We start from the raw sequence: 18,390 nt of genomic DNA, 5'->3' as shown, positions 1-18,390 counted from the left end.
AAGAAAGCATAAAAAATCAGGGTGAATCTCTGTCCAGCTCCAGCCCCCAGCCCCTCGAGTCATAAGCCATAACTCTACGGAAATCAGGATTTCCTTTGAGTTCCGTCTTATGCTGGTCGGGGCTTTTCAGGGCGCTTGCGCTTTTCTTATTAGGTTTTATCCCTATGATTTTGGTCTATAAGAGGTATATAGGATGGTGACGAAAATGCTGAATAAATTGTTTGGAAAAAAAGGTGAAGCTGATAAAAATGTAGATTTGTTTGCTCCAATGACAGGTAAGATCCTCCCTTTGGAAGAAGTGCCTGATCCGGTTTTTTCCCAAAGGATGATGGGAGATGGTTTTGCAATCGAACCTTCTGAAGGGGTGGCTGTTGCACCATTTGATGGAACAGTCATGCAGTTATTCCCTACAAAGCACGCTGTTGGATTAAAAGCTGAAAATGGTGCAGAAGTATTGATTCACATCGGACTGGAAACAGTTTCGATGAATGGAGAGGGCTTTGAAGCAATGGTCTCTGAAGGGGATAAAGTGAAAAAAGGGGATTCCCTGGTAACCTTTGATATCCAGTTAATCAATGAAAAGGCTTCGAGCATCATATCTCCGATCATTGTGACCAATGGTGATGATATTGAAGTTTTGAAGATGAGAGAAGTTGATCAAGTCAAAGCCGAGAGTGATGTGGTAATGGATATTAAGGTAAAATAAAAAAGCCCAAAGCGGGCTTTTTTATTTTAAAGCTAATCTGTTTTTGATGTCATTCCTCCGGAAAGGATAAATTTCATTGCTTCTTCCGGCTTTACGTCGATGATTTCGAGATCTTCCTTTGGGATCAGGAGAGTGAAGCCAGCAACTTGGAACGTTTGAGGGATGTATACTGCACAATAATTTTCAAATGGGCTATAGAATTGTTCCAGGTTTTCAGATGTGATGAAGCCAATGCTTTTTACTGCTGTCCCTGGAAAAGTGAATGTCACAACTTTCGAGAATGATTTTTTATCGCCTAAAAAAGAATTGACTGTGTCTTTAATCACGGAATAAATGGTCTTGACTAATGGGATCTTTGCTAAAAGCCTATCAATTAATTTTATGATGGTCCCAGTCACAAGCTTTGTGGACAGCCATCCAAGAATCGTGATGATGATGAGTGTAGCGATAAGTCCAATGCCCGGAATATAATGTGGAAAATGGGGGCGGAGGACGTTTCCTAATATACTGTCAAAAAACACAAACAGTTTATAAATTACATAGATGACGAGGACAATGGGGATTACAGTCAACACGCCATTTAGAAAGTTTTTTGCCAAGGATTTCATCGATGTTTTCCACTCCTCTAAAAACAAACATAAAGACATTATACCTTTAGGATGCTTAAGTGAAAAGATAAATCTAGCTGCAAAAAGAAGTGGGAGCAGGGGCAAATGTCATAAAAAAAAATTTAAGAACTGGGCGAATGCACATACAGACAATGGACGATTATCATAAAGTAGCATTGTAGAATGATTATTCATCACTGAGGAGTGAAAGATATGTACTATGGTTATGGTGCTGGATGCTGCACGCCTGGTTATGCATATCCATGCGGCGGAGGCAATTGGTTTGCGTTGATCGTTGTGTTGTTTATTTTGTTGATCATCATTGGCGCAGTCTGCTACTGCCCTAGATAATAAAATTAATGGATAAAATGAACTGGCCTTCCTGATAAACAGGAAGGCCAGCTTTTTTTAGAATAGATATATTCTAATCAGATTTTGAAATTGGAAATCAAATCCCTTAGATTTTCTGCTTGTTTAGATAATTCTGAAGCAGACGCTGTCACTTGCTCCATTGCGGCAGATCCTTCTTCTGAGGCGGCAGCAGTCATTTCAGTGTTGGCAGCTGTACTTTCAGCAATTTCACTAACCGATGCAAATGCTTCTGCTACATCTTGGCTCAGATGCAAAGTCTGGTGAATCTGTTCAACCATTTCATCAATGATTATGAATGTATCCTGTGATTGTTTCAAAATGTTATCCAGGGAAGAAGTGGTTTCATTTGAGATCTCCACACCTTCAATAACTGCTTTGACGCCTTCTTGGTTCTGCGTAATGATTGTTTTAACCTCTTGCTGGATGGAGCGGACAATTCCCGTCACTTCTTTGGCAGCATTTTGCGACTGCTCCGCAAGCTTCCGCACCTCATCTGCAACTACTGCAAATCCTCTTCCATGTTCACCTGCGCGAGCCGCTTCAATAGCCGCATTCAATGCAAGCAAATTGGTCTGTTCTGATATATCAGTGATTGTGTTGATGATCTTCGTGATTTCAGTTGATTTTTTGCCCAATGATTCTACTGTAGAAGTAGTATTGGCCATTGTTTCTTCAATTGACATCATTTTCAGTGAAGAAGACTTGACCGAGGAACCCCCATGTTCTGCAGCAGAGCGCATTTGGGAGGCTGCCAATTTCACTTTTTCAGCATTATCATTCAATCTGCCTGCAGATTTTTCTAACAAGTTCATCTTGTTGACGGACACTTCCATCTGTGATGTGGTTTTTTCACTTCCTACAGCAATTTCAGTAGATGTTTCCGCAATTGACATGATGGTCTTTGAAGTCTCTTCTGATGATGCCAAGAGCTCTTCGCTGCTGGCAGATACATTTTCGGCCATTTTGGATACTTCCCTTACTAAGGAAGCAATTCCGTCGATCAATACATTTGTATCCCTTGCAAGACCGGCAAGCTCATCATTCGATTTTACCTGGATTCTTTTTGTAAGATCCCCGCCTGCGCTTGCAATTTCCAGTATGGATTTGCTGATTTTCCGTGTATTTGCCCGGATGTTCCTGGATATCACGATAGAGAATAATACTGTCAGTACGACAGCCAGGATGGAAACACCGAGTGTCACAGCCTGTGAGAGAAGCACTTGTCTGTGTAATGAGTCGATTCTCTCTTTTGTAAAACTCTTCTGTTCGTCAATCATGGATTGAATATCTTTTCTCAAGTACTGCATATAATTGTTTCCTTGAGAAGTAGAGATTTGCAGAGTGGCTTCTTTTTGAGTTCCGTATCTTCTTGATTCTATGATGCGGTCGATCCAGCCTATCCAGAAATTATAATAGTTTTTTACATTTTCTAATTTTTTTGATTGAGCTGCCTGGTCCTTTAATAATGGTTCAAGTGCCTTCAATTGATTTTCTACATTATTTTTGCCATTTCCATAAGGTGCGAGCTGGCCTTCTTCCCCAGTCAGTACATATCCCCTTGCCCCGTCCTCAATATCCACAAGGGATTTGGAGAGATCTTGAATATCGCTATGTACAAGCATATCGTGACTGACTACTCTATTGATTTCTTGCTCTAGGGCCCTCATATTGAAATAGGAAATCAGAGTGAGTGCAATTAATAGGATGGTTAAAAATCCAAAAGAAAGTACGACGCGGCCACGAATGGTTTGTGTATAATGCCAAATGCCTTTGACGCTTCTTTGTTTTTCTTTTTGTTTTTTAGGTTTTCTCTCTTTTTTTTCTGTTTTCTCTTGTATCTTTTTCGACTTCTTAAAAGAGAAAATCTGCTTTTCTTTTTTCAATCTTGTCCTCCCCCTATATGTCAATATCCCTAGTCAATTTTGACTTATTTTCATTCTATACATTCCTTTGAGAATTTTCTACTAAATATTCATAATATTTGTCGAAAAACCAAAGTTTAGAAAAAATTAGAATGATTTCCTCTTAGAGTATTTAAAAATTCCTAGAAAGAATAAATAGAGAGTGACATAGACTTATAGGAGAACGTAAATGTTTGAAAGGCAGGAGGGATGGAGTTGCCTCGTTCCCATTTAATCAAACCACTTCTTGACGGAGAGTATGCAGAAGTCGACTACGGTAAAGGCATCTATATTTATGATGTGGAAGGAAAAGAGTATTTGGATGCCTGCTCGGGGGCAGTCACGGCAAATATCGGACATGGCCGGACAGAAGTCATCCAGGCGATGCAAAATCAGGCAGAAAAAGTTGCTTTCGTTTACCGTTCCCAATTTACAAGCAAGGCAGCGGAAGAATTGGCATCATTGATTTCTGAGAAGACGGATGGTCATTTAAATTCGTCCTTTTTTGTCAATAGCGGATCAGAAGCAACTGAAACTGCTATTAAAATAGCCCTTCAATATTGGCTTGAAAAAGGTATGCCGAAAAAAACAAAGGTCATTTCAAGATGGATGAGCTACCATGGCATTACGATGGGGGCACTATCTATGTCCGGTCACCCCGCAAGGAGGGAAAAGTTCAGTTCGATATTGGAGGATTGGCCAGTCTTCGAACCGCCCTATTGCTATAGATGTCCATATGGGAAAGAATACCCGAGTTGTCAGCTGCATTGTGCCTCCTATCTGGAAACCATTATCAAACGGCTTGGTGCTGAGAATATTGCCTGCATCATTGTAGAGCCTGTCATTGGAGCGGCAGGGGGAGCCATAACGCCGCCAGAAGGCTATTATGAAAAAATTAAAGAAATCTGTGATAACTATGACATTTTATTTGTCGCTGATGAAGTTATGACAGGGTGTGGAAGGACAGGGAAAATGCTTGCACTTGACCACTGGGGGGTCAAACCGGATATTGCAGCGCTGGGAAAGGGGCTTGGTGCTGGCTACGCTCCGATTGCCGCGGCGGTTGTAAGCGACAAGGTAATGAAACCAATATGGGATGGAACTAAATCCATCATGAGCGGGCATACATTCAGTGCAAATCCACTCTCTTGTGCAGCGGCTGCAGCTGTCCTTAAGTTGATTGATGAAGAGAATTGGATGGACATGGTAGAGGAAAAAGGACAGTACTTGAAGGCAGCTCTTCAAAAATTGTCCAAGCAATTTAACTTTATAGGAGAAATCAGGGGAAAAGGTCTGCTTATCGGAGTGGAATTCGTAAAGGATTGTGGGACGAAGGAATCTTTTTCCCCTGGAGGTGCCTTTACAAACAAAATTGTGTGGACTGCGAACATAAATGGTCTTCTTTTATATCCGGCAGCTTCGGGGATTGATGGCCGGAGCGGGGATGCTGTGATCATCGCTCCTCCTATTAATATAACTAAACGAGAGATTGATGAGTTGGTCAGAAGACTCAGAAAAACATTTGAATCCATAGAAAAGAATCACGTTGAAAGCGGAGATGAACATGAAGAAACCATATAACAAAGTTGTCTCAATGGAAGAGGCAATGGAGCATTTTTTTGATGGAATGACGATCATGTTCGGCGGATTTGGAGGGGTCGGTTCACCACCGGGATTGATTACGTCGATATTAGAAAAGGGAATCAAAAATATTACTTTGATCGGAAATGATACCGGATTTCCTGATATCGGGATTGGTCAATTGATCAAAAACAAGAGAGTGAAAAAAGTAATAGCCTCCCATATTGGATCCAATCCAATTGCAGGGGAACTGATGAGCAATGGCCAGATGGAAGTGGAATTTTCGCCTCAAGGGATCCTTGCTGAAAGGATGAGGGCTGGCGGAGTAGGGCTTGAAGGAATCGTCACTGAAATCGGCGCAGATAATGAATACTTGTCAGAAGGAAAAGAAACAATCACCATCGGGCAAAAAAAGTGTGTGATTGAAACGGCTTTGAATGCACAAGTCAGTATTTTATATGCCAAAAAAGCGGATGAATTCGGCAATTTAATTTATGACAAAAGTGCCAGGAACACCAATCCTATCGTAGCAATGGCAGGGGAATGGACAATAGTGGAGGCGGAAGAAATTGTACCTTTCGGGAGTATATGTGCTGAAGAAATCATAACGCCTGGTGTATTTGTAGATATGGTTGTTCCTTCAAAGGGAGTGAACTGGACATGGGCATGGGAAAAGAAATGAAGATCAAAATGGCAAAAAGGGCAGCGGAAGAAATCAAGGATGGAATGATCGTCAACTTAGGAATAGGCATTCCCTCTCTAATTCCTGATTTCCTGCATCCTGACAGGTTTGTCATGTTTCAGGCGGAAAATGGGATACTCGGCATGGGGTCAAGCCCGCCCTTGATGCAGGAAGATGAAAATCTATGTAATGCAGGCGGCTTTCCTGTAACGCTCAATCAAGGTGGTGCCTATTTTGATTCTGCCACTGCTTTTGGAATGATCCGTAAAGGTTATATAGACATGACCATTCTTGGTTCTTTAGAAGTCAGCGAGAAGGGCGATCTGGCCAATTGGATCGTCCCGGGGAAAAGGGTGCCGGGAATCGGAGGGGCAACTGAACTTGCAGCAAGAGCTAAAAAGGTGGTTGTCGTAATGACTCATACCGATAAATACGGAAACAGCAAGCTGGTTAAATCATGCAAGCTTCCATTGACTTCGAGGAAATGTGTGGACATGATCATAACAGATTTAGGCGTATTCCATTTAGTCAATGAGGGGCTTGTCTTAACCGATATATTTGAACCATATTCAATAGATGAAATTAAAGGAAAAACCGATGCTGATTTTTCACTTTCGGAACAGATCCGATATATTCCAGAATCTTATATAGAAGGAGTGTAGATAGTGCAGCTTCAAATTAAGAAATGGATGTCAGAACATGAGGCCATGGGTACAAAACTTCTGCAGAGACTGGTACAGGAAAGAAGCATCAGGGGCCATGAATATAATGCACAAGCAGTAATGATTGAAAAATGCAGGGAATTGGGCCTGGAATTGGATATATGGGATATCAATCGAAAAGAATTGGAACATCATGCATTTTTCCGCTGTGATAGAGACAGCTTTGAGGGAAACCCAAATATTTGTGCTGTTTGGAAAGGAAAAGGCGGCGGGAAGTCTATCATCTTAAATGGCCACATCGATGTAGTGCCTGAGGGTGATGAAAAGGATTGGACGGATGATCCGTATAGCGGGATGATAAAGGATGGAAAGCTATACGGACGGGGATCTACAGATATGAAAGGGGGAAGCGTCTCACTTTTACTGGCTATTCAAGCTTTAAAAGAATTGGACGTGACCTTGAAGGGCGATGTTATTTTTCAGAGTGTGATAGAGGAAGAAAGCGGTGGGGCAGGAACTCTTGCAGCGCTCTTAAGAGGCTATAAAGCGGAAGGTGCCATCATTCCTGAACCGACAAACATGAAAATGTTCATTAAGCAGCAGGGGTCTATGTGGTTCAGGATTACAATTAAAGGCAAATCCGCCCACGGCGGCACGAGATATGAAGGGGTAAATGCCATCGAAAAATCCATGAAGGTCATTTCTGCTTTGCAAAATCTTGAAACTCTCAGAAATGGCAGGATAAATGATCCCCTCTTTAAGGACATTCCGATACCGATACCAATCAATATTGGGAAAATCAATAGCGGATCTTGGCCATCATCCGTTCCTGATACGGCCATCATCGAAGGAAGGATGGGCGTGGCGCCATCTGAATCGATGGAAGCAGCTGAACAGGAAATGGAAGAATGCCTCGCTTCCATTATAAAAGAAGATGAGTGGCTGCTGGCACATCCCCCTAAACTTGAATGGTTTGGCGGGAGGTGGCAGCCGGGAGATCTTGATATCAATCATTCCTTCCTCCATTGTATGGAAGATGCCTTCTCCAATATATATGGAGTCAAACCTGTCATTGAAGCCTCCCCATGGGGGACCGACGGAGGCATCCTCTCGAAAGGCGGAGACATACCAGTGATTGTATTTGGTCCCGGGACAACCGAAGCGGCACATGAAGCAAATGAATTCATTGAACTGAAAAAAGTATTTGAAGCTGCAGAAGTCATAGCCTTGACGATTTGGCATTGGTGCAAGTGAGGAATGAATGATCAAAGAATGGGTAAACAGTAAGCGTGGAGAAATACCTCCTGCCTTCGTTCATGATATGATTTAACCAGGAATATCAATTTTTTCATTATCGATTCTATTCTAGATTTCGCAAGAGGAGGATGAAGATGAAACAAGATTTATGGATTAACGGAGAATGGGTAGAGACTGACCAATATTCTGATTTGCTGTCACCATATGGACAGTCCAAGATTGCTGAAGTGGCTGTGGCAGAAGAGAAACAAGTTAAATCTGCAGTAGCTGCTGCTCAAAGTGCATTTGAAAAAATGAAAAAGATGCCTGCTCATCAGCGGGCTGAAATCCTTGAAAAAGTGGCAGGAATGATTGAAAAAGATAAAGAGGAATGTGCAAAGATTATAGCCAGGGAAGCTTCCAAACCGATGAAAGCTGCCCGTTCTGAAGTAGACCGCACCATTATGACCTATAAATTTGCAGCCATTGAGGCGCGGAAAATCTACGGGGAGACTATCCCGATGGATGCTGCACCTGGCGGGGAAGGACGAATGGGCTATACGGTCAAAGAGCCTCTCGGAGTGATCGCTGCCATCACCCCATTTAATTTCCCGATGAATCTCGTGGCCCATAAGGTTGGGCCGGCTATTGCGGCTGGCAACGCTGTCGTCCTGAAGCCTGCAACCCAAACACCGCTGTCTTCCTATAAGATTGCTCAATATTTTCATGAAGCTGGCCTGCCCGCGGGAGCACTCAATGTCATATCGGGCAGCGGGAAGAAAATCGGTGGTGTTTTGATATCTGATGAACGGATCAAAATGGTCACATTCACTGGGAGTCCTTCCGTCGGCCAGTGGATAAGGGAGAATTCCGGTTTGAAACGAGTGACCCTTGAATTGGGATCGAATTCTGCAGTAGTTGTAGATGAAGATTCAGATTTGAATGAGGTTGTACCCCGAATTGTCACAGGTGCTTTTTCCTATCAGGGGCAAGTATGCATTTCAGTTCAACGGGTGTTCGTCCATGAATCTCTATATGAGGAGTTCGTAGAAAAAATCAAGGAAGAAACCAAGAAGTTAAAAATCGGCAGTCCGCTTGAAGATGAAACGGATGTATCTGCCATGATTTCACCAGATGATGTAAAACGGGCAAAAGAGTGGATCGACAGTGCACTGGCTAAAGGTGCAGAATTGGCTGCAGGCGGGGAAGTAAATGATGAAATCCTGGAGCCTACTTTACTTCTGAATGTACCACTTGATGAAAAGGTTTCATGTGCAGAAGTTTTTGCACCAGTCGTCCATATCAATGCTTTCAAGAATTTTGATGAGGCAATTGAAATGGTCAATGATTCCGATTATGGACTTCAGGCAGGGGTTTTTACAAAGGATGTCCAAAAGGCTTTCAAAGCAGCCAATGAACTGCATGTGGGCGGTGTTATGATCAATGAAATCCCGACTTTCCGTGTGGATCAAATGCCATACGGAGGCGTAAAATTGAGCGGTATGGGCCGTGAAGGCATTAAATATGCCGTTGAAGAGATGATGGAGCTGAAATTAGTCAGCTTTAAACTATAATAATGATTCAGACTGACTCACTGTGTTGAAAATGACTGCCGGGAATTGCAGATCTTCTGAACTGTAAACCATCATTTTTAGCAAAGTGGGTCAGTTTTTTTTGAAGGGATGGGGAGAATGGAGCAGATATCATTTTGGCATGCAGACATAGATTTTGGTGCGTCTGTTTACTTTGATGAAGTGAATAAAAGGATCCGTGTCGATGAATATGTTGGGAAAACAGCTTCACTTTTGACATACCTGTCCTCACAGGATGGGACCAAATATGAAAAATTGATCATTAAAGCAAAACAGGAAGACATGAAGTTAATGTTAGCCCATGGATATGTACTCGAAGCAATGATAGATAACTATTTTAATGGAAGTCCCGCCTATTTTTTTGTGAAATATAATTCGGCAGAGCGGCAGCGTGAACTCTTTTGGGAAGAAGAAGAGAAAATCGTCCAGCAAGTCCTCGCTTCAGAAGTTAAGCCTATAACCAAATTGCCTGACTTGTCCATCAATATCAGGAAAGCTGATCTATCGGATTCTGAATCACTTTCAAATTTATATAAGAAGGTTTTTTCCATCTATCCTGTTCCCATCCATGATCCCGAATATGTAAGAAAGTCCATGGGGGATGGAACCACCTTTTACTGTGCTGAAAAGAATGGGACGATCATTAGTGCTGCATCAGCTGAAATCAACCACTTTTATCATAATGCGGAGCTTACCGATTGTGCGACAGATCCCGATCATCGGAAGGGTGGCCTGATGAAATACATTTTATCTGCATTGGAGGAAGAGTTGAGAAGCAGCCAGATTTTCTGCAGCTACACGATTGCCAGATCGTTATCCTTTGGAATGAATTTGGCATTTTATCAGCTTGGGTATGGATATAGGGGTAGGCTGAAAAATAATTGCTATATCTATGACAAGCTTGAAGATATGAATGTATGGGTGAAAGACTTAAGCACTGCCGGAATTTCGGCAGGAACATGACTAAAATCCGGCACCTGCTCATATAGTTTAAAAAGGGCAGGTGTTCATTATGGAGACAAGCTGGCATGGAATATTTCAATCGATCATCAATGGCATTGATGAAGGCATCCACGCTATTGATATTACAGGCAAAACAATATTTTATAATGAAATAGCTGCCTCCAATGATGGGGTGCGGGCTGAAGAAGTAATCGGCAAACACATATTTGAGGTTTTCCCAACTTTATCTGAAGATTCCAGCACATTGTTAAAGGTCATCAAAACCGGTCAAATAATAAAAGATGTTCCTCAATCCTATGAAAATATCCATGGAACAAGAATTGAAACCGTCAATACGACGTTTCCATTATATATAAAGGATCAACTTATCGGAGCCGTTGAAATTTCAAAAGATTATACGAAGCTGAAGAAAATGGCTGAACAGCTGATGGAACTTCAAACGATAAAGAAGAATGGTCGTAAAGCAATCGCCCCATCTTCCAATAGACTCTATACATTTAATGATATTCTCACCAGTGATCCCCATTTCCAACATCAGATACAATTGGCGCAAAAAGCATCCTGGTCTGACTCCCCTATATTGGTTTATGGAGAAAGTGGTGTAGGAAAAGAATTGTTTGTGCAATCCATCCATCATTCTTCACCCCGTTCAAAAGGTCCATTTATTGCACAAAACTGTGCATCCTTGCCAGAAACTCTGCTTGACAGCATTTTGTTCGGCACTTCAAGAGGAAGCTATACCGGGGCTGTAGAAAAACCGGGATTATTCGAGCTGGCTAATGGAGGTACCATATTTTTAGATGAATTGCATGCCATGCCGCTGGAATTGCAGGCAAAACTGCTCAGGGTGTTGGAAGAAAAGAAAATTCGGAGACTGGGTTCAGCCAAAACAATTCAAATAGATGTCAGAGTAATGGCAGCGATGAATAAAGAGCCCCTTGCTGCAATGGAAGAGGAGAAACTCAGACCTGATCTTTATTATCGTTTAAATGTCCTTTCATTTTTTCTTCCTCCGCTTCGTGATCGAAAAGAAGATATTAAAATGCTGACAAATGCCTTCATTGAAATGTTCAATTCTTCTTTTACTAAAGAAATCAGTGGGATTGACCCCGGGCTTGAAAAGAAATTCCTGAATTACAATTGGCCCGGGAATATCCGCGAATTGAAAAATACAATAGAATACATGATGAACTTTGCAGAAGAAAGTATATTGCTTGTAAGGGATTTGCCTCCGACATTCCATAAGGGGAGTCACGCTCTGAAAATGGAAATGGAAGAACCGCCTTCGTTGAATATTTACATGCAGCAAGCTGAAAAAAATTATATTAAGAAGGCTCTCGACAATTCAGATCATAATATTTCTAAAGCTGCAGAACTTTTGGCTATACCTCGTCAGACCCTTCAGTACAAAATAAAAAAATATCAAATGATGAAATAAGGCTGCCGAATTTTCGGCGGTCTTATTTCTTTTTCTTCCTATTCACCCAATTCTCTGTGCCTACATAGTTTAATTTCAACGGAATAGATGTGTTGGCATGAAACTTGCATACTAATAAGCAAGAAGGACTTGGAGGGATGGGCATGAAATTCAATTTATTTAAACCAAAGAGGCATTGGAAAGATATCGAATTATGGAAAGATGTAACAGAAGAGCAGTGGAATGATTGGCTATGGCAGCTGACCAATACCATCCGCACGCTGGATGATCTAAAAAAAGTAGTCAACTTGACTGAAGATGAAGAAGAAGGCGTGAAGATTTCCACCAAAACGATTCCGTTGAACATCACGCCCTATTATGCATCGTTAATGGATCCGGATGATGTCAGGTGCCCGATCAGGATGCAGTCTGTCCCGGTATCCAATGAACTCCACAAGACAAAATATGATTTGGAAGATCCTCTGCATGAGGATGAGGATTCACCAGTGCCCGGATTGACACATCGGTATCCTGATCGAGTCCTGTTTCTTGTGACAAATCAGTGCTCAATGTATTGCCGCTATTGCACCAGGAGAAGATTTTCCGGACAGATTGGGATGGGGGTTCCTAAAAAACAGCTGGATGCAGCCATATCTTATATCAGGGATACACCTCAAGTCAGGGATGTCCTAATCTCCGGCGGAGACGGGCTTTTGATCAATGACCAGATCCTTGAATATGTATTAAAGAATTTGAGGGAAATCGATCACGTGGAGATAATCAGAATCGGTACACGTGCTCCAGTTGTATTTCCACAAAGGATTACGGAAAATCTCTGTAATATCTTGAAAAAATATCATCCTGTTTGGCTCAATACACATTTTAATACTTCAATAGAGATTACAGAAGAGTCTAAAAAGGCATGTGAAATGCTTGCAAATGCAGGAGTGCCGGTAGGGAACCAATCTGTTATACTTGCAGGCATCAATGACAGCGTTGCCATCATGAAAAAACTGATGCATGATTTAGTTAAAATCAGAGTGCGTCCATACTATATCTATCAATGTGATTTATCCGAGGGAATCGGTCATTTTCGTGCTCCGGTTTCAAAGGGGCTGGAAATCATCGAAGGGCTAAGGGGACATACGTCCGGGTATGCGGTCCCTACGTTCGTCGTTGATGCACCTGGAGGAGGAGGGAAAATCTCACTTCAGCCAAACTATTTGATTTCTCAAAGTGCTGATAAAGTGGTTCTAAGGAATTTTGAAGGGGTCATTACGACTTATCCAGAACCTGAAGATTATACCCCAGGGCGGGCAGATGATTATTTTAGGGGAATTTACCCGGAAATGGATGAATACGAATCAACAGCTGGCATTGCAGGTTTGATGAAAGACAAAGCAATGACGCTCATACCTGAAGGGATAAACCGAATTCACCGCAGGAAAACCTATGTAGAAAATCCGGAGCATGCTTCATTGAAAGATTATCGCGAGAAAAGAGATGTATTGAAGGATAAGAAATACAAAGCACAGCTCGCAAAAATGGATCAAAAGGAGAAGCCTGCAAATGAGTGAAAAATTATCTTGTGAATGGTGCGGAAGCGACGATGTAAAATTGGAGAAAAGATCGGTATATTGGGAACTGCCGGAAGGAACAAGGGCTGTTGAAATAAAAGAGACGCCAACTGCATGCTGCGTATCATGCGGAATGGAATATCAAAAAGAAGCAATGGTCAAAGAAATTGAGGACCAATTGTTCCTGATTGATCGGTCGAAGCTTGGAAAAGAAGTATTGTATGAAGAGTTAATGCAAATGCCTAGACTCCTAAAAAGGAACTACTTCGATTTTACGCAGTGATCACATATCTTTACGGAAAGCCCCCATTGCGTTATAGTTTAGGATAAAAAGAAAGAACTTTTTAGGCAGGCGTTTGATATGAATAAATCTTTTTATCATTTTTTACTGAAATATAGGCATCCAGAACCGAAGGATGACATCTCTGTTTTTGCAAATGATGCATACGACGACCATGCATTCCCAAAAGGGTCAAAAGATTACCATGAATTAAGCGGCTATCTGGAGTTGAATGGCCAATATCTTAAATCTATGTCCATCTTTGACGAAGCTTGGGAATTGTATATTCTTTCAGAATCATGATTTCTTATGGACCGTCCAAAAAGGCGGTCTTTTTTTTTACTATAGTTTTTTTCCTTTTCAGTAAGCGGAATTTTTCTAGCTGCATATAATAAATAAAAATATCTTTATGTCGGGAATCATAAAGGGGACGGGAGGATATGAATAATCAGCAGCCGCCAAAATTCAAAATAGGCGATACGATTGTTGTCACTCTATACGGCACAGTGGGAAAAGTAACGAACATCAAGGAATTGGATAATCAATTTCTTTACGAAGTGAATTATAATGAAGGGCTATTTACGGAGCAGAGTCTGATCCTTTTATCAGAGTATGAAGGCAATGTTGTGGATGCCGAACAAATTGACATCGAATATAAATTTTTTTTCGGAGACCTTGTCCAAGTAAAGGGATATGGAAATGATCTATTTAAAGTGGTGGGTTTCAGGACTGAAATCTGGCGATATAAAGAAGACGCATGGGAAGATATCATTTATGAACTCACAAGGTTGATTGATGGAGAATGGCTTGAAGCAGATGAAGATGAATTAATATTGATTGCTGATTCGGAACATGCCGATGCTGTCGTAAAAAAATATGGATGGATCTACCCGCAGAAAAAAACGGCGCTGCTGCCAGCGCCGCCGAAAAACCACCAGGTTAATATTGATAGGCTCTTGGATACGTATAATGATTATCAAATATTATATGCCATGTTCAAAGATCCTGCATATAAACAGAAACAAAAAAATACCCTGCAGCAGTTAAAGAATCTTTCCTCCATTTTTAATGAAGGGCAAGAAAAGCATTGATTATATAAATGGCAGCAGGAATGGATGCTGCCAGAAAGATCTTAAACAGGATTGATAAGAACTTCTCCATAAATTTGAGTATGTATCCTTCCGGGTTTCCAAGATCATTGCAAATGGAATCGATTGTTATGGCAGCTTTTTTCATCCAACATTCCTCCTGAAGAAGTGTGATGTTATACAATATGCTTGTACAAGGGAAAAATGACTGATTTCTGCATAACCAACATGGCTTGAACATACATTTTATAGAAACTTGGCAACAATATTAAAAAATCTTATCCAGTAATCATAGGGGGCGACATGATGCGGGAAATTGAAGTGTATATTGATACAGAAGAAATTGCAGAATTCTTCCTTCATCAACTTGTAATGAGGGGCTATGTCCCTACAGAAGAGGAACTGGAAGAGATTGCAGATATTACGTTCGATTACTTGATTGAAAAGTGCATCATAGATGAAGAGGAAGAAATAGGATAAAAACAGTCAAGGCGCTTCTCCATATTTAAGGGGAGGCGCCTTTTTTATTATTTCGACAAAACTAGTGTGGATTTGATAAAGGATTCGACGCTGCCCGCTTTGAATTGTTTTGTAAAGAGGAAAATTGGAGGTGCTGAAATTGGCATTGATGGAAAAGTTGAGGATCCGGAAGTCATTGGAAAAGGAAATGGATTTAACCTTGTTCCAAACACCGGAATATGGACAGGAAAAAGGTTACAGCCAAGTGTTCAGGACAATCATTTTATCAAGAAGCCATGAAGAGGCCCTAAATTTTTTGTTCAAGAAATTCAGTGTACCTGATCTTATGCCAAATGAATTTAATGGAAGGTTCATGGGGACGGGGGATATAGTTTTAATTGATGAATATAGGGGAGGTCAGCATTACTTTCAACTGAAATCAGGCGGATGGAAGAAGATAAACCGCGTGCACCTGCGATAAGAGCCAGAGAGCAATTGCTTCTCTGGCTTTATTTCGAATTAAAGTTGATGTCCAGGGCCATTTTTGCGTTTATCAGAAGTATTTTCTTTTGCATGTGCTTCATGTTCAGCCACGATTTGATCAGCAGGTATATGGTTGTTTTTCTTTTGACCATTGATTCGATTACGGTGTTTTTTTCCCAAAACGATTCCTCCAAACATTTATTGATGCACTGCCTTATTATTGTACCCGGTCTATAGAGACAACTCGCCGCCAAATATTGCATGTCGAACGAAAAAAGCTTACAATTGTCCTGCTGATCATTTTCAAGGAGGAATAAATAATGAGTATACATATCGGTGCAAAAGAAAATGAAATTGCGGAAACGGTCTTGCTTCCTGGAGATCCTTTACGTGCAAAATACATTGCTGAGACTTTCCTTGAAGGAGCAGTCTGCTACAATGAAGTACGGAATATGTTTGGATATACCGGAACATATAAAGGAAAGCGCATTTCGGTTCAAGGGACAGGAATGGGTGTGCCTTCCATCTCCATCTACATCAATGAATTAATGCAGAGTTATAATGTGCAAAATCTTATCCGTGTAGGTACATGCGGAGCTATTCAAAAAGACGTTAAGGTTCGAGACGTCATTTTGGCAATGACATCATCTACAGATTCTCAAATGAACCGTCTGACTTTTGGAGGAATTGATTATTCTCCTACAGCTAACTTTGACTTGTTGAAGCGTGCCTACGATGCTGGAATGGAAAAAGGACTAAATCTGAAAGTGGGTAATGTATTCACTGCAGATATGTTCTATAACGATAATGCAGATCATGAGAAATGGGCGCAGTATGGGATTTTAGCATTAGAAATGGAAACTTCCGCCCTTTATACGCTTGCCGCTAAATACGGCAGAAATGCTCTCTCTGTTTTGACTGTCAGCGATCACATCATCACAGGTGAAGAAACAACTGCCCATGAAAGACAAACGACTTTCAATGAGATGATTGAAGTGGCATTAGAAGCAGCGATTAAGTAAAGTGGAAAGGATCTGTCCAATGGACGGGTCCTTTTTCATGCTTTTCTTTTTTGGCGGCCATGTTATGATGGTATAGTTGAAATTTGAAAGAGAAAAAAGGTGAATGGTAATGAAACGCATAATCATGTTGACTTCAGCTGCAATGCTTTTAAGCGGATGCAGCGTACCTTACTTGGACAAGCTTACCGGAGAGCATTCAGCAGAACCGCAGGAAACTCCAGCAACCCAAACAAAATCAGATCCCAATCAAAATGTCCCTTCACAAGGATCTGCAGATGGACAAAATCAAAATGATAATCAAGAGATGCCGGCAGGCTTGGTCCTAAATGAAGAACAATTTAATGATATCAAAGAAGTTGATGGCAAAAAGGTCATTCAAAATTCCTCCAATGTTCTTGCATTGGTGAACAAAGAATATACACTTCCATCTACTTATATTCCAGCAGATCTTGTTCGCCCGCAAGTTGCCTTTTCATTTGGTGACCAGGACATCGAAAAAAGCCATATGAGAGCAGAAGCAGCTTCACATTTAGAAAAAATGTTCAATGCTGCAAAAAAAGAAGGGATTGAACTGTATGCTGCATCAGGATATCGTTCCTACAGCAGACAGGATGCACTCCTAAAAGCTGAGATTAAAAGTGTAGGGGAAGAAAAAGCCGTACAGGCGGTAGCTATCCCTGGCGAAAGCGAGCACCAATCAGGTCTTGCAATGGATATAACGAGCAAGGGAGAAAATATGCTCCTTACTGAACACTTTGAACAAACGGCTGAAGGGAAATGGCTAAGGGAACATGCCCATGAATATGGTTTCATCCTTCGCTATCCAAAAGGGAAAGAAAATATCACAGGCTATGAATATGAACCTTGGCATTTCCGTTATGTTGGGGAAAAAGCCGCAACGGAAATCTATTCTCACAACTGGACACTGGAAGAATATTTTCAGCATGTAAAGAAAGTATAAAGACCGATTATTAAAAAGGACAGGGTACCCTGTCCTTTTCCTTTGATATATCTAACGCAAATGTTTCATTTCTTAATTGTCCCATACGAACATACATTGTTAATATGGACAAACATTTAGGGGATGAAGAACATTCGAAAAATACTCCTTTTATTAGCAGGCAGTTTATTTATAGCATTTGGGATCAATGGTTTTTTTGTCCCGCATCAGCTTTTGGATGGCGGGATGATAGGGGTGGGCTTGATCATGCACTATGTTTTTCATGTGCAGCCCGGGCTGAGCATGATAGTACTAAGCATTCCGCTATACATCATCGCATGGTTTACATATCGTCCATTGTTTTTTAACAGCCTTCACGGAATGCTGCTTTCCTCTTTCTTGATTGATTTATTATTACCTGTTTCAGCTTGGGTGAGATTCCCCATTATTATCAGTGCAGTAATCGGAGGGATCTGTGTAGGAATAGGCATAGGACTGCTATTATGGGCAGAGGCTGCCTCAGGCGGCGTTGATCTGCTTGCTCAGATAATCGGAAGGAAAAAGGGCTGGAATATAGGTTTGATCATTTTTACGATGGATGCTGCCATTATCACGACAGGTGCCTTTCTCATAGGAAAAGATGCGTTCCTATATTCATTGCTTGCAGTTTCTTCTGTCGGCTGTGTTACGTCTTTAATGTCGATGAAATTGCAATAAACTTGCTATAGATAGAGAATTTAATCCATTTTTAATTGTTAAAGTGAAATGAAACATGCTATTCTATACAAAACGATGTTTGCAAAAGAACGACCGTTTTTCGC

Annotated in this window: 22 protein-coding genes; 18 read left to right on the top strand and 4 right to left on the bottom strand. The window is 41.1% G+C overall.

The genetic code is table 11. From position 1 onward, the window contains the following. Positions 1-193 precede the first annotated feature (193 nt). Complete coding sequence (locus ABTV07_RS12410; protein ID WP_433742707.1) at positions 194-706, top strand: PTS sugar transporter subunit IIA; 513 nt, start codon at positions 194-196, stop codon at positions 704-706. Positions 707-738: 32 nt separating this feature from the next. Here the strand turns inward: ABTV07_RS12410 and ABTV07_RS12405 are convergent, their stop codons facing one another. Next, on the bottom strand, positions 739-1,314 hold the full coding sequence (locus ABTV07_RS12405; RefSeq protein WP_433742706.1) for a DUF502 domain-containing protein: 576 nt from the start codon (positions 1,312-1,314) through the stop codon (positions 739-741). A 213-nt stretch (positions 1,315-1,527) separates the two neighbouring features. Here ABTV07_RS12405 and ABTV07_RS12400 point away from each other — a divergent pair, with 213 nt between their 5' ends. Further along, positions 1,528-1,665, top strand: coding sequence for a YjcZ family sporulation protein (locus ABTV07_RS12400; protein WP_114745395.1), 138 nt, complete (start codon positions 1,528-1,530; stop codon positions 1,663-1,665). Positions 1,666-1,742: 77 nt separating this feature from the next. Here the strand turns inward: ABTV07_RS12400 and ABTV07_RS12395 are convergent, their stop codons facing one another. Next, entirely contained in the window at positions 1,743-3,569 is a 1,827-nt protein-coding gene (locus tag ABTV07_RS12395) for a methyl-accepting chemotaxis protein (RefSeq protein ID WP_433742704.1), read from the bottom strand. A gap of 234 nt (positions 3,570-3,803) precedes the next feature. On the opposite strand from ABTV07_RS12395, the gene ABTV07_RS12390 reads away from it, so the two are divergent. The 11 genes from ABTV07_RS12390 (at position 3,804) to ABTV07_RS12340 (ending at position 14,668) form a co-directional block, all read left to right on the top strand. Then, complete coding sequence (locus ABTV07_RS12390; RefSeq protein ID WP_433742702.1) at positions 3,804-5,168, top strand: aspartate aminotransferase family protein; 1,365 nt, start codon at positions 3,804-3,806, stop codon at positions 5,166-5,168. Further along, positions 5,152-5,850, top strand: a complete 699-nt coding sequence (locus tag ABTV07_RS12385; RefSeq protein ID WP_433742700.1) for a CoA transferase subunit A — start codon at positions 5,152-5,154, stop codon at positions 5,848-5,850. Before ABTV07_RS12390 ends, ABTV07_RS12385 begins: the two co-directional genes overlap by 17 nt. After that, positions 5,829-6,512, top strand: coding sequence for a 3-oxoacid CoA-transferase subunit B (locus ABTV07_RS12380; protein WP_433742698.1), 684 nt, complete (start codon positions 5,829-5,831; stop codon positions 6,510-6,512). Before ABTV07_RS12385 ends, ABTV07_RS12380 begins: the two co-directional genes overlap by 22 nt. 27 nt (positions 6,513-6,539) lie before the next feature. Further along, complete coding sequence (locus ABTV07_RS12375) at positions 6,540-7,766, top strand: peptidase (RefSeq protein ID WP_433751216.1); 1,227 nt, start codon at positions 6,540-6,542, stop codon at positions 7,764-7,766. A gap of 137 nt (positions 7,767-7,903) precedes the next feature. Continuing rightward, positions 7,904-9,322, top strand: a complete 1,419-nt coding sequence (locus ABTV07_RS12370; RefSeq protein ID WP_433742696.1) for an aldehyde dehydrogenase family protein — start codon at positions 7,904-7,906, stop codon at positions 9,320-9,322. A 117-nt stretch (positions 9,323-9,439) separates the two neighbouring features. Further along, positions 9,440-10,303 (top strand): putative beta-lysine N-acetyltransferase, encoded by an 864-nt coding sequence (gene ablB / locus ABTV07_RS12365; protein WP_433742694.1) that lies wholly within the window; start codon positions 9,440-9,442, stop codon positions 10,301-10,303. Between the two features lie 49 nt (positions 10,304-10,352). Then, complete coding sequence (locus ABTV07_RS12360) at positions 10,353-11,741, top strand: sigma-54 interaction domain-containing protein (RefSeq protein ID WP_433742692.1); 1,389 nt, start codon at positions 10,353-10,355, stop codon at positions 11,739-11,741. A gap of 143 nt (positions 11,742-11,884) precedes the next feature. Beyond that, entirely contained in the window at positions 11,885-13,297 is a 1,413-nt protein-coding gene (gene ablA, locus ABTV07_RS12355; RefSeq protein WP_433742690.1) for a lysine 2,3-aminomutase, read from the top strand. Further along, positions 13,290-13,580 (top strand): YokU family protein, encoded by a 291-nt coding sequence (locus ABTV07_RS12350; protein WP_433742688.1) that lies wholly within the window; start codon positions 13,290-13,292, stop codon positions 13,578-13,580. The genes ablA and ABTV07_RS12350 overlap by 8 nt, the downstream gene beginning before the upstream one ends. A 78-nt stretch (positions 13,581-13,658) precedes the next feature. After that, positions 13,659-13,880, top strand: coding sequence for a YozE family protein (locus ABTV07_RS12345; RefSeq protein WP_114745406.1), 222 nt, complete (start codon positions 13,659-13,661; stop codon positions 13,878-13,880). Positions 13,881-14,017: 137 nt separating this feature from the next. Next, positions 14,018-14,668: a hypothetical protein gene (locus tag ABTV07_RS12340; RefSeq protein WP_433742686.1), complete on the top strand. Its 651-nt coding sequence runs from the start codon at positions 14,018-14,020 to the stop codon at positions 14,666-14,668. Here ABTV07_RS12340 and ABTV07_RS12335 read toward each other — a convergent pair. Next, the gene (locus ABTV07_RS12335; protein ID WP_433742684.1) at positions 14,643-14,813 is read right to left on the bottom strand and encodes a hypothetical protein; all 171 of its coding nucleotides are present in this window, start codon (positions 14,811-14,813) and stop codon (positions 14,643-14,645) included. The two genes, ABTV07_RS12340 and ABTV07_RS12335, sit on opposite strands and share 26 nt — an antisense overlap. A gap of 158 nt (positions 14,814-14,971) precedes the next feature. On the opposite strand from ABTV07_RS12335, the gene ABTV07_RS12330 reads away from it, so the two are divergent. Together ABTV07_RS12330 and ABTV07_RS12325 are read left to right on the top strand one after the other, a co-directional pair. After that, a complete protein-coding gene (locus tag ABTV07_RS12330) occupies positions 14,972-15,145 on the top strand; it encodes a YozD family protein (RefSeq protein ID WP_433742682.1) in 174 nt (57 codons plus the stop codon). A 148-nt stretch (positions 15,146-15,293) separates the two neighbouring features. Continuing rightward, entirely contained in the window at positions 15,294-15,605 is a 312-nt protein-coding gene (locus ABTV07_RS12325; protein ID WP_433751214.1) for a hypothetical protein, read from the top strand. Between the two features lie 38 nt (positions 15,606-15,643). On the opposite strand, the gene ABTV07_RS12320 is transcribed toward ABTV07_RS12325, so the two are convergent. Further along, complete coding sequence (locus tag ABTV07_RS12320; protein ID WP_433742680.1) at positions 15,644-15,787, bottom strand: hypothetical protein; 144 nt, start codon at positions 15,785-15,787, stop codon at positions 15,644-15,646. Between the two features lie 140 nt (positions 15,788-15,927). Between ABTV07_RS12320 and deoD the strand changes: the two genes are divergently transcribed. From deoD to ABTV07_RS12305, 3 genes are all read left to right on the top strand, one after another. After that, positions 15,928-16,629 carry a purine-nucleoside phosphorylase gene (gene deoD / locus ABTV07_RS12315; RefSeq protein ID WP_433742679.1) on the top strand — a complete coding sequence of 234 codons (702 nt, stop codon included), beginning with the start codon at positions 15,928-15,930 and terminating at the stop codon, positions 16,627-16,629. A 109-nt stretch (positions 16,630-16,738) separates the two neighbouring features. Next, the gene (locus ABTV07_RS12310) at positions 16,739-17,590 is read left to right on the top strand and encodes a M15 family metallopeptidase (RefSeq protein ID WP_433742678.1); all 852 of its coding nucleotides are present in this window, start codon (positions 16,739-16,741) and stop codon (positions 17,588-17,590) included. A gap of 123 nt (positions 17,591-17,713) precedes the next feature. Next, the gene (locus tag ABTV07_RS12305; RefSeq protein ID WP_433742676.1) at positions 17,714-18,286 is read left to right on the top strand and encodes a YitT family protein; all 573 of its coding nucleotides are present in this window, start codon (positions 17,714-17,716) and stop codon (positions 18,284-18,286) included. Positions 18,287-18,390: the final 104 nt, after the last annotated feature.

Origin of the sequence: Falsibacillus pallidus, assembly GCF_050990905.1 — a bacterium.
Taxonomy (GTDB): Bacteria; Bacillota; Bacilli; order Bacillales; family DSM-25281; genus Falsibacillus; species Falsibacillus pallidus_A.
This window is presented reverse-complemented; position numbering and strand designations above follow the sequence as displayed.

Coding starts and splice junctions, on each gene's coding strand:
- ABTV07_RS12325 (WP_433751214.1), top strand. CDS start 15,294: ATGGAAAAGTTGAGGATCCGGAAGTCATTGGAAAAGGAAATGGATTTA.
- ABTV07_RS12305 (WP_433742676.1), top strand. CDS start 17,714: ATGAAGAACATTCGAAAAATACTCCTTTTATTAGCAGGCAGTTTATTT.
- ABTV07_RS12405 (WP_433742706.1), bottom strand. CDS start 1,314: ATGAAATCCTTGGCAAAAAACTTTCTAAATGGCGTGTTGACTGTAATC.
- deoD (WP_433742679.1), top strand. CDS start 15,928: ATGAGTATACATATCGGTGCAAAAGAAAATGAAATTGCGGAAACGGTC.
- ABTV07_RS12380 (WP_433742698.1), top strand. CDS start 5,829: ATGGGCATGGGAAAAGAAATGAAGATCAAAATGGCAAAAAGGGCAGCG.
- ABTV07_RS12385 (WP_433742700.1), top strand. CDS start 5,152: ATGAAGAAACCATATAACAAAGTTGTCTCAATGGAAGAGGCAATGGAG.
- ABTV07_RS12310 (WP_433742678.1), top strand. CDS start 16,739: ATGAAACGCATAATCATGTTGACTTCAGCTGCAATGCTTTTAAGCGGA.
- ABTV07_RS12350 (WP_433742688.1), top strand. CDS start 13,290: ATGAGTGAAAAATTATCTTGTGAATGGTGCGGAAGCGACGATGTAAAA.
- ABTV07_RS12340 (WP_433742686.1), top strand. CDS start 14,018: ATGAATAATCAGCAGCCGCCAAAATTCAAAATAGGCGATACGATTGTT.
- ABTV07_RS12360 (WP_433742692.1), top strand. CDS start 10,353: ATGGAGACAAGCTGGCATGGAATATTTCAATCGATCATCAATGGCATT.
- ABTV07_RS12335 (WP_433742684.1), bottom strand. CDS start 14,813: ATGAAAAAAGCTGCCATAACAATCGATTCCATTTGCAATGATCTTGGA.
- ABTV07_RS12410 (WP_433742707.1), top strand. CDS start 194: ATGGTGACGAAAATGCTGAATAAATTGTTTGGAAAAAAAGGTGAAGCT.
- ABTV07_RS12375 (WP_433751216.1), top strand. CDS start 6,540: ATGTCAGAACATGAGGCCATGGGTACAAAACTTCTGCAGAGACTGGTA.
- ABTV07_RS12370 (WP_433742696.1), top strand. CDS start 7,904: ATGAAACAAGATTTATGGATTAACGGAGAATGGGTAGAGACTGACCAA.
- ABTV07_RS12345 (WP_114745406.1), top strand. CDS start 13,659: ATGAATAAATCTTTTTATCATTTTTTACTGAAATATAGGCATCCAGAA.
- ablB (WP_433742694.1), top strand. CDS start 9,440: ATGGAGCAGATATCATTTTGGCATGCAGACATAGATTTTGGTGCGTCT.
- ABTV07_RS12330 (WP_433742682.1), top strand. CDS start 14,972: ATGCGGGAAATTGAAGTGTATATTGATACAGAAGAAATTGCAGAATTC.
- ablA (WP_433742690.1), top strand. CDS start 11,885: ATGAAATTCAATTTATTTAAACCAAAGAGGCATTGGAAAGATATCGAA.
- ABTV07_RS12400 (WP_114745395.1), top strand. CDS start 1,528: ATGTACTATGGTTATGGTGCTGGATGCTGCACGCCTGGTTATGCATAT.